Source organism: Bacillus sp. MBGLi79 (genome assembly GCF_002953915.1).
The window spans coordinates 4124809-4133674 of sequence record NZ_CP026521.1; the positions used below are offsets into that span (position 1 = coordinate 4124809).

Genomic DNA, 8866 nt, shown 5'->3' on the forward strand with positions numbered 1-8866 from the left:
CCGTTGACTACAATGTCTTTAATTTCGCTTTCCTTATACTTGCCGCCAACTTCTTTCAAGCTCGGGGCGGAACCGCCGGACAAATCCTTACCATGGCAGCCTGTGCAGTTTTGCTGGTAAATCTCTTCCCCGTCCGTTGCAGTTGCTTGCCCGCCTGTGTTTTTCTCTTTGCTTTCATTGTTATTGCCCCCGCAGGCAGCCAGCACAAAAGAAACAGCCATAAACAGAGTAAACAGCTTCATTTTCATTTTTTTAAGTCAGCTCCTTTAACAAGTCAACCTTTATTATAACCTCGATTACGCGCGTTTAAAACCCTCGCCAAGCACCTCTGAAGCATCCATTGCAATGACAAATGCAGACTCATCAATGTGTTTCACGAGTTGTTTCAGCTTTGTGAACTCGGTCTGGCCGACCACGCACATCAAAATGGGCCGCTCATCATCTGTATAGCCCCCGACCGCTGATATTTTCGTAATCCCTCTGTCAATTTTATTCAGTACCGCATGTCGAACTTCCTCTTCCCGGTTGGTAATGATCATCGCCATTTTGGAACGGTTCAGCCCGACCTGGATAACATCGATGGTTTTGCTTGATATATAAACGCCAAGCATAGCATACAGTCCCTGTTCGATGTTAAAAACAAACATCGCCGACAGGACGATCGTTCCGTCGATCAGCGCCAAACATTTGCCTTGCGAAAGCCCGGTGTACTTATGAATGATTTGCGCAGCCAGCGCAGTCCCGCCTGTAGAACCCCTTCCGAGAAAGACCATCCCGATACCAACTCCGATGCCGACACCGCCAAAAATGGCGGCTAAGAGCGGATTCTCTGTCGCCGGAGCAATGTCCCGTGTCATATATACGATAAAGGGGAGAAAAACAGACCCGACAAGCGTTTTAATGCCGAATTTTCCTCCGAGTATGAGAATCCCGGCAATAAATAAAGGAATATTAAATGCCCATTGCACATAGGCAGCTTCAAAGCCGAATGATTGCAAAATGGTGCTGATGCCGCTGACTCCGCCGGCTGCAATCCGGTTGGGAAGCAGAAACATATTAAATGTCATAGCGACGACAGCTGATCCAAACAGGATATAGCCGTAGTCACGCAACACCGCAAACAATTGATGTCTCGTTTTATCCATATTCATATCTGTCATCCTCCGCACGATTCGTTACCAATCGAGAGTATAGCATTTAGCTTAATGTAAGTAAATAACAGCCAAATAACGTATTAATCGGATAAAGCGGCAGAGGGACAAAGCTTCTTACGGCTTAGGCTGAACATATCCAGGCGGATTTACCCGCAAAAAAAGACACATCTCACAATATGGATGTGTCTTTCTCCAATTTAGGAAAGCTTTGAACGCAAATATGCGTCGATGAAAGAGTCAATGTCTCCGTCCATAACCGCCTGCACGTTCCCCATTTCCGTGTTCGTTCTATGATCCTTCACTAGGGAATACGGATGGAAAACGTATGAGCGGATCTGGCTTCCCCAGCCGATTTCTTTTTGTTCGCCGCGAATTTCGTCAAGCTGTGCCTGCTGCTCTTCGATTCTGCGCTGATACAGCTTCGACTTCAGCATTTTCATGGCACGTTCGCGGTTTTTAATTTGTGAGCGCTCCGTTTGGCAAGTGACGATGACGCCTGTCGGCAGGTGGGTGATCCTGACGGCGGAGTCTGTCGTATTGACGTGCTGCCCGCCGGCGCCGCTTGCCCTGTACGTATCGACTTTAATATCTTCCGTACGGATCTCAATGTCGATTTCTTCGTTGAATTCAGGCATGACATCACAAGACACAAACGACGTGTGCCTGCGCCCTGATGAGTCGAACGGAGAAATTCTGACGAGCCTGTGTACGCCTTTCTCGGCTTTTAAATAGCCGTAGGCATTGTGTCCTTTGATCAGGAGAGTAACAGACTTGATTCCTGCTTCATCCCCTGGGAGGTAATCAAGGGTTTCCACCTTAAATCCGCGGCGCTCTGCCCACCTGGTGTACATTCTGAGAAGCATTGAACCCCAATCCTGTGATTCGGTGCCGCCGGCTCCCGGGTGAAGCTCAAGGATCGCATTGTTTTTATCATACGGCTCGCTTAACAATAGCTGCAGCTCAAATTCGTTAAATTGCTTTGTTAAGCTTTTCAGCTCGCTGACCAGTTCATTTTGCAAGTCTTGGTCAGGATCTTCTTTTAAAAGATCGTGTGTCATTTGCAGTTCTTCATGAGATTCGCTCAACTTGTTATACGTGTTGACATAATCTTTTAACGCATTCGCTTCATTAATGATCGTCTGCGCTTTCTGCTGATCTCCCCAAAAGTCAGGGTCAGCCATCTGCTCGTCTAATTCGCTGATTCTTGCTTCCTTTGTTTCGAGGTCAAAGAGACCCCCTGAAGTCCGCTAATCGAGTAGCCATATTTTCAAGTTCCTGTCTGATTTCTGCCAATTCCATTATTCTTTCACCTCATCATAGATTTCAGCCTGTTCAAAATAAAAAGAGGCGTGCACCTCTTTTTATTCTGTTCTTCCGCAGCAGTTTTTATATTTTTTTCCGCTCCCGCAGTAGCAAGGATCATTGCGTCCGATATCCACCGCTTTGCGGACCGGTTTTTTCTTCGCTTGTTTTTCCTCATCGCCTTCTTTCGGCTGATGGGCTGTCGTCTGTCCTTGAATGACCTCTTCGCGCTCAAGGTTGTTTTCAATTTCAGCCTTCATGACGAATTTGGCTACATCATCTTCGATGGCCGCGATCATGTTTTCAAACATTGCAAAGCCTTCCATTTGATACTCGCGAAGCGGGTTTGTCTGAGCGTAAGCGCGCAGATGAATTCCTTGACGCAGCTGATCCATCGCATCGATGTGATCCATCCATTTCGTATCCACTTCGCGGAGAACGATGACTTTCTCAAATTCGCGCATTTGTTCAGAGCCGTACCGCTCTTCTTTCTCATCGTATTTCGTCTTGATCCTGTCATAAATGAGCTCTGTAATCTCCTCAGGCTCTTTTCCGAAAATGTCGCTTTTCTCCACTCCGCCCTCATCAAGGAAATTCGCATTTACAAGCTCGACAAGGCCTTCAAGATTCCACTCTTCAGGCAGATCTTCCTTTGGCGTGTATGAAGCAACAGCCCTCTCAAGTGAAGCTTTAATCATATTTTCGACGATGGAGCGGAGGTTGTCGGAATCGATGACCTCAAAGCGCTGTTTATAGATGACCTCACGCTGCTGGCGGAGCACGTCATCGTATTGCAGGAGCTGCTTACGGGCATCAAAGTTGTTGCCTTCCACACGCTTCTGTGAAGATTCGACCGCTCTTGAAACCATCTTGCTCTGAATCGGCGTCGAATCGTCCATTCCGAAGCGGTCAAGCATCGCCATCGTCCGTTCTGCACCGAAGCGTTTCATTAATTCATCTTCCATGGAAAGATAAAATTGGGTGATACCAGGGTCCCCCTGACGGCCTGAACGTCCGCGCAGCTGGTTGTCAATCCGCCGTGATTCATGGCGCTCTGTACCGATAACGGCCAGTCCGCCAAGCTCTTTTACGCCTTCGCCAAGCTTGATGTCCGTACCACGTCCCGCCATGTTGGTCGCGATGGTGACCGCGCCTTTTTGCCCGGCATCTTCGATAATCTGGGCTTCCCGCTCGTGGTTTTTCGCGTTTAACACCTGATGCGGAATGCCTTTATTTTTAAGCAGCTTTGAAATCAATTCAGATGTTTCAACCGCAACCGTACCGACAAGAACCGGCTGACCGACCATATAGCGCTGGGCGACATCCTCTGCAACAGCTTTAAATTTTCCTTCCATGGTCCGGTAAATTAAATCTGGGCGGTCATCACGGGCGATCGGCTTGTTGGTCGGAATCGTTACAACCTGCATGTTGTAGATGTTGCGGAATTCTTCTTCTTCCGTTTTTGCCGTACCCGTCATCCCTGCCAATTTTTCATACATGCGGAAATAGTTCTGGAAGGTGATCGTCGCGAGCGTCATGCTCTCATTTTGGATCTCAAGTCCTTCCTTCGCTTCAATGGCCTGGTGGAGCCCGTCGCTGTAGCGGCGGCCTTTCATCAGACGGCCTGTGAAAGAGTCGACGATAACGACCTGGCCGTCTTCGACGACGTAATCGACGTCTTTATGCATCGCCGCATGGGCTTTAAGCGCCTGGGCAATATGATGGTTTAAGGCAACATGGCGGACATCAAACAAGTTTTCGATGCCAAATGCCTTTTCTGCTTTTGTCATCCCTTCTTCAGTCAGCTGAACGCCTTTTGTTTTCACATCGTATGTGTAGTCCTGATCCACTTTTAACGTGCGGACAAACGCATTGGCCTGAACGTACAGCTTTGTGGATTTGGCCGCTTGTCCAGAAATGATGAGCGGCGTTCTTGCTTCATCGATCAAAATCGAGTCGACTTCATCGATGACTGCAAAATGAAGCGGACGCTGAACCATCTGCTCTTTATAAAGCACCATGTTGTCGCGCAAGTAGTCAAAGCCAAGCTCATTATTCGTAGAGTACGTAATATCGGCTGCATAGGCTTCACGCTTCTCGTCTTTAGACAGGCTGTTCAGGTTTAAGCCGACTGTCAGCCCGAGAAATTCATAGATTTTTCCCATCTCTTCAGCATCGCGGCTCGCCAGGTATTCGTTGACCGTCACGATGTGAACGCCTTTCCCTGACAAAGCGTTCAAATAAACAGGCATTGTGGACGTCAGCGTTTTACCTTCCCCCGTTTTCATTTCGGCGATATTCCCTTCATGAAGGGCAACGCCTCCCATCAGCTGAACCTTAAACGGGAACATGCCTGTCACACGCCGGGAAGCTTCCCTGACAACGGCAAACGCTTCAGTCAAAAGATCGTCAACTGTTTCGCCTTTTTCAAGGCGCTCTTTGAACTCGATTGTCTTTTGTTTCAAAGCTTCGTCTGAAAGCTTCTCTATATCTGCCTTGAGCGCATCAATCTCGTTCGCTTTCTTTTCATAACGGCTGAGCGTGCGTTTTGTCGGATCAAACACTTTATTTAAAATTCCAAGCATAGAATAACGCTCCTCTTTATTTTCCTTGTTTAAGTATGAGTAAACAGTAATTTTTATATATGCAATATCATATCATACCTTTTGTCATTTCCAAACAATTTACCGCGGGGAAACGGAAAAAATCCCCTCTGCGGAAGATCCGGGAGGGGACTTGATATATTTATTCGTTCGGTTCGATCAAACCGTATTTTCCGTCGTTTCTTCGGTAGACCACATTGGTCAGATTGGTTTCGGCGTTTGTAAATACAAAGAAGCTGTGTCCAAGCATATTCATTTGTAAAATCGCTTCTTCATTATCCATCGGTTTTAAATTAAAGCGCTTTTGACGGACAACCTGCGGCTGTTCATCCTCAGTGTCATCCTGCACGGCCGTTCCGATGCCGTTTTCTTCGGCAAAAACATACTTCGGAGAACCTTTTTCGCGGAACTTCCGGTTCACTTTTGTTTTGTGCTTGCGAATTTGACGTTCCAGTTTGTTCGTTGCGAGATCGATTGCATTGTACATATCTTCGTGGTGAACTTCCGCACGGAGAGAGAGGTCTGTCATTGGAATTGTCACTTCCACCTTAGATTCCTGATCGTTGTAGAATTTCAAGTTGACGTGAACAATCGCATCAACGTTATTTTCAAAATAACGCTCAAGCTTTCCAATTTTCTTCACGACGTGTTCTCTTAACGCTGGTGTTACCTCAATGTTTTCTCCTCTGACGTTGTACTCCATCAAAAGAACGCCTCCTTTATATTAAGGATATGTAAATACATTTCGTCTTTTCCCTGCTGAATTCCTGCATAAACGTAAAAATTATGTGAAAAATCCGTTAATTTTGACGAAGTTTGTCTCCTGTCATTTGAACCCCTTTATTAAATCTTAAATATATTCACATGCGAATAAAATCAGAACGCCATTTTTGCTTTTTAAAAAATATGGCATACACCTGTCAGGTGTATGCCGTCAATGGATAACGTAAGGTCTCATGCATTGGTGGATCGTTTTCATCCATTCCCGATAAAGCGGTAAAAAATGATGGGTTAAGTCATGCTGAAATTCAGCAGACGGATAATTGTAATAAATCAGACTGTCAAACTCACGGAAGACTCTGTCAAAAAAACGAATCGAAGATTTGGCACAGCTTCTCTCCAAAATCGACAGCAATACAGCGTGCGACGAATCCAACTGAAAAAAAGCATAGATTAAATCGTTAAAAATCCGCTCTCCTTCTGTCTTCGCCAAATCTTGATTCGCTTCTATTAAATAGCAAAACCCCTCTTCAATCGTAAACAAAAGCTGATAATAAGTCGTTAAGAGCATGTAATCGTCGGTGCTTGTCAAAGCGATCACCTATTTGCGCTTGTCATAATATGTGCCGTCAATCGTCATGTTGGCGTACGGATTGATATAGGAATGATGCATGGCTCGCTTCTGCTTCGCCTGAAGCAGCTCATGTTTGACAGCCTGCTGCAGCCTTTTCAGTTCGGCCATGAGCAATGGCTCCATATCCGTCACTTGCCGCAGCTGCTGCTTTTCTGTCTCAGAAAGAGGCGGCTTGATCTCCTTGATCAAGCCATCGCGTTTTTCAAGAAAAGCTTCAATTGCCTGAACCAGCTCATCACTTTCCGGGGCGTCTTTTATTTGAGCGAGCATAAGTTTTGTTTCGCTGTACAGCAGCTCAATCTTTTCCATTATGCCAGCCCGCCCGATCCGAACCGGCCCTGCCGTTCGATTTGAAGCGCTTGCTTCCAGGCATCGCGTAAATCTTTAACATACCCTTCGACTTCCGTCACGATATCTTTGTCATTGCGAATGTTGGCTTCAACCAGGCGGCGGTGGATATACTCGTACATTGCCCCCATTGATGCGGCTAATTCGACTTTTCGATTGAGCGTCAGATTTAGTTCCTGGATGATGTGTTGGGCTTTGATAAGGTTGGTGTTTTTCAATTCTATGTCCTTTTGATCAATCGCCTGTTTCGCCAGTTTCATAAATTTGAGACAGCCGTCATATAGCATAAGTGTCAATTCTCCAGGGGTTGCCATATTAATAGAGTTTTGCTGATAAGCTGCATATGGATTGTTTAAAGCCATTCTTGATCCTCCACGAAATTATTCTCCAAGCATTTGTAATAGATATGGTGATTGTTAGTTCGCTTTTTGAATTGCTTTTTCCATCGCTGTGAATTTTGTATAGTAGCGATTTTCAATCTGTGTCAAACGATCCGTCATTGATGAAATATCATTGTCGACGTTATTCAAGTTTTTCCCGATGGAGAATTGATTGTTTACCATCGTCGAATTTCCGGCCTTGTCTTCAATCAGCTTCTTCGTGTCCGTCAAAACAGTCTGAAGCCGTCTCATAATTCCTTTTTCATTATAGTTTTCTGTGCTGCTTGTTCCTGCCAAAAAGAGGTTTGCCACACTGTCCGGATCTTCTTTGATCTTCGCTTTCAGCTTCTCTTCGTTAATTTCTAAATGACCGCGTTGACTATAGACGCTTGATGTCGAAATACCAAACTGAGTGAGTTGCAGCGATTCTCCATTAACAGAGACATTGGCGTAAAAATCTGTCCGCATTTGGTTGGTGGCTCCGCTTAAAATCGTGTCGTTTCGGAGTAGTCCGCTTTTCGCTTTTTCTTCCCAAAGCTCAATCTGCTTTTCCGTCATATCTTCTTTTTGCTCATCTGTCAGTGGTGTATAATCCCGATACTTCTTCTCAGTCAGCTTTCCGTTGACCATATCGATCAGTTCATTGTACTGTTTTACAAAACTTTCAATCTTCTCGTAAATCCCGTCAACATCGGTGGCTATATCAATTGAAACAGGGCTGTTTGTCGTGTTCTTCAACTGGTACGTCACATTATTAACAGTGAAGTTGTTCGTTGTCTTCTCCAGCTGCATCCCGTTGATGACAACCTCGGCGTTTTCTCCCTCTTGATTGGCCGTCAATTTATTGTCGGCATCAAGCACAAATCCGAGCTGGTCTGTCATAAAGCTCGCAGTCGCAGCATCATCAGCTTGAATACTGCCACCCGCTCCTGTGGTTTTTGATGATAGAGCGATCGTTTCCACATATTCAGACCCGTTATAAATCTTTTCTTTCATAGCGGTTACGCCCAAATTTGATTTATTGACTTTGGAAACGATGTCATCCAGCGTATCCGTACTGCTGACGCTGATTTCAACCTTTTTCGCAGTTGTTTCTCCAGGAGCTGTCACTTGGAAAGTTAACGTTTGATCGCTCCCGGTATACCCTGAAAGGCTGGAAGATTTATAAGCGGCCGCAGTCGCCAGCTTGTTGATTTGGATCGTGCCTGATGCCGCATTCGTGGTGCCTGTTGCCGTAACCGCCGACTCGTTAGAGCTTGTCACCTTTTTCGCGCCGTACGTACTAGGCCGGAGCATTAAGTTGATTGATTCCTGCAAGCCTTTGATTTTCGTATTGATTTCACGATAGCTGTCACGCTGCCATTCCAAAGTCTGTTTCTTTTGTGTGAGCTTATCGAGCGGGATGCGCTCCGTTTTCATTAATTTGCTGACAATATCGTCTATATCCATCCCTGAAGCTAAACCAGATATTCTCATTACCATATCTTGAAACACTCCTGTTCTATGTAGTTTTATCGACAATTAATCCCATAAACTCCGCCATCGCCGCATAAAAATCGAGCCATTGCTTAGGAGGGATCTCGCGTACGACTTCCTCCGTCCGATTGTCCACGACTTTCACATAATACTCTCCCAACTTTTCGTGAAGCACAAACTGAAGGTGGACTTGCGACGGCTCCAAAAGGTTGTTTGCACCTTGTACGGTTTTTTCAAGCTGAGCAAATG

Annotated in this window: 10 protein-coding genes; all 10 read right to left on the reverse strand. The window is 45.7% G+C overall.

Features of this window, described 5'->3' with window-relative positions; all coding sequences use genetic code 11:
- Positions 1-248, reverse strand: a 248-nt coding sequence (locus C1T29_RS21055) for a c-type cytochrome (protein ID WP_208945740.1), incomplete at its 3' end; no start/stop codon positions are given.
- A 48-nt stretch (positions 249-296) separates the two neighbouring features.
- Entirely contained in the window at positions 297-1145 is an 849-nt protein-coding gene (locus tag C1T29_RS21060) for a YitT family protein (RefSeq protein ID WP_023856378.1), read from the reverse strand.
- A gap of 206 nt (positions 1146-1351) precedes the next feature.
- Positions 1352-2453, reverse strand: a protein-coding gene (gene prfB, locus C1T29_RS21065; RefSeq protein ID WP_096748347.1) for a peptide chain release factor 2 whose coding sequence is annotated in 2 segments (ribosomal slippage) — positions 1352-2380 and positions 2382-2453 — 1101 coding nt in all. Because the reading frame shifts where the segments join, the coding sequence is not laid out codon by codon here.
- 62 nt (positions 2454-2515) lie between these two features.
- The gene (gene secA, locus C1T29_RS21070; RefSeq protein ID WP_103749392.1) at positions 2516-5041 is read right to left on the reverse strand and encodes a preprotein translocase subunit SecA; all 2526 of its coding nucleotides are present in this window, start codon (positions 5039-5041) and stop codon (positions 2516-2518) included.
- Between the two features lie 160 nt (positions 5042-5201).
- Positions 5202-5762 (reverse strand): ribosome hibernation-promoting factor, HPF/YfiA family, encoded by a 561-nt coding sequence (gene raiA, locus C1T29_RS21075; protein ID WP_103749393.1) that lies wholly within the window; start codon positions 5760-5762, stop codon positions 5202-5204.
- Between the two features lie 231 nt (positions 5763-5993).
- A complete protein-coding gene (locus tag C1T29_RS21080) occupies positions 5994-6371 on the reverse strand; it encodes a DUF8042 domain-containing protein (protein WP_208945550.1) in 378 nt (125 codons plus the stop codon).
- Positions 6372-6380: 9 nt separating this feature from the next.
- Positions 6381-6722 carry a flagellar protein FliT gene (locus tag C1T29_RS21085; RefSeq protein WP_095292083.1) on the reverse strand — a complete coding sequence of 114 codons (342 nt, stop codon included), beginning with the start codon at positions 6720-6722 and terminating at the stop codon, positions 6381-6383.
- Positions 6722-7123, reverse strand: a complete 402-nt coding sequence (gene fliS / locus C1T29_RS21090) for a flagellar export chaperone FliS (RefSeq protein WP_101561416.1) — start codon at positions 7121-7123, stop codon at positions 6722-6724. Before fliS ends, C1T29_RS21085 begins: the two co-directional genes overlap by 1 nt.
- 54 nt (positions 7124-7177) lie before the next feature.
- On the reverse strand, positions 7178-8623 hold the full coding sequence (locus C1T29_RS21095; RefSeq protein ID WP_208945551.1) for a flagellar hook-associated protein 2: 1446 nt from the start codon (positions 8621-8623) through the stop codon (positions 7178-7180).
- 19 nt (positions 8624-8642) lie between these two features.
- Positions 8643-8866: flagellar protein FlaG (flaG, locus tag C1T29_RS21100; protein ID WP_208945552.1), on the reverse strand; the 224-nt coding region annotated here is incomplete at its 5' end.